Consider the following 550-nt stretch of genomic DNA (forward strand, 5'->3'; position numbering starts at 1 on the left):
CATGCATAATGACCTGATGTTTACTATCAACAGCCGCAACCCCACAGTAGCCCTGAATGACGCCTTTGGATGTTTTCATCTTGGCGCTGTCCGGGTCAGTGACATTCCCTTTCAGTGGCTTATTGCGCTTGTTCAGTTTTTCCGGTTGTTCCTTAAGAAACGCCTTGATGCGCCGTGACGCATTTTTCAAGGTTTTGATGCGTTGCTCATCATCACGACGATGTTCAGGATTAACGTCGTCTTTTTTATCTTCCTCCTGATGCCGCTTGGTCAGGCGAGCGATGCCAATTTCGAGCTTCTTCTTTTTATCGCGTAATTCCCTGTGGGTACCGCTCCACTCCTTACCTGCATTAGAAGGCATCTTGCGGCCATCTATGGCAAACCTATCTTTGCCGATCAGTCCAAGTTGGTCACAGACCATCAGAATCTGGGTAAACAACAGCCCTATGGGTTCATGCATTCGACTGACAAAGTCGGCAATGGTCGTGAAATGAGGTTGACTGTCAGCCGACAGAGCCATAAAAACAATGTTCTCACGGGAGGCCTTTTC

The 550-nt window shown here is 48.2% G+C and carries 1 pseudogene; it reads right to left on the reverse strand.

Annotation, left to right across the window (positions count from 1 at the left end):
• Nucleotides 1–550: pseudogene (locus CWC28_RS22115) on the reverse strand (transposase); the annotation flags it as partial.

The sequence above is a fragment of the Pseudoalteromonas sp. S4492 genome (assembly GCF_005886115.1).
Taxonomy (GTDB): Bacteria; Pseudomonadota; Gammaproteobacteria; order Enterobacterales; family Alteromonadaceae; genus Pseudoalteromonas; species Pseudoalteromonas gelatinilytica.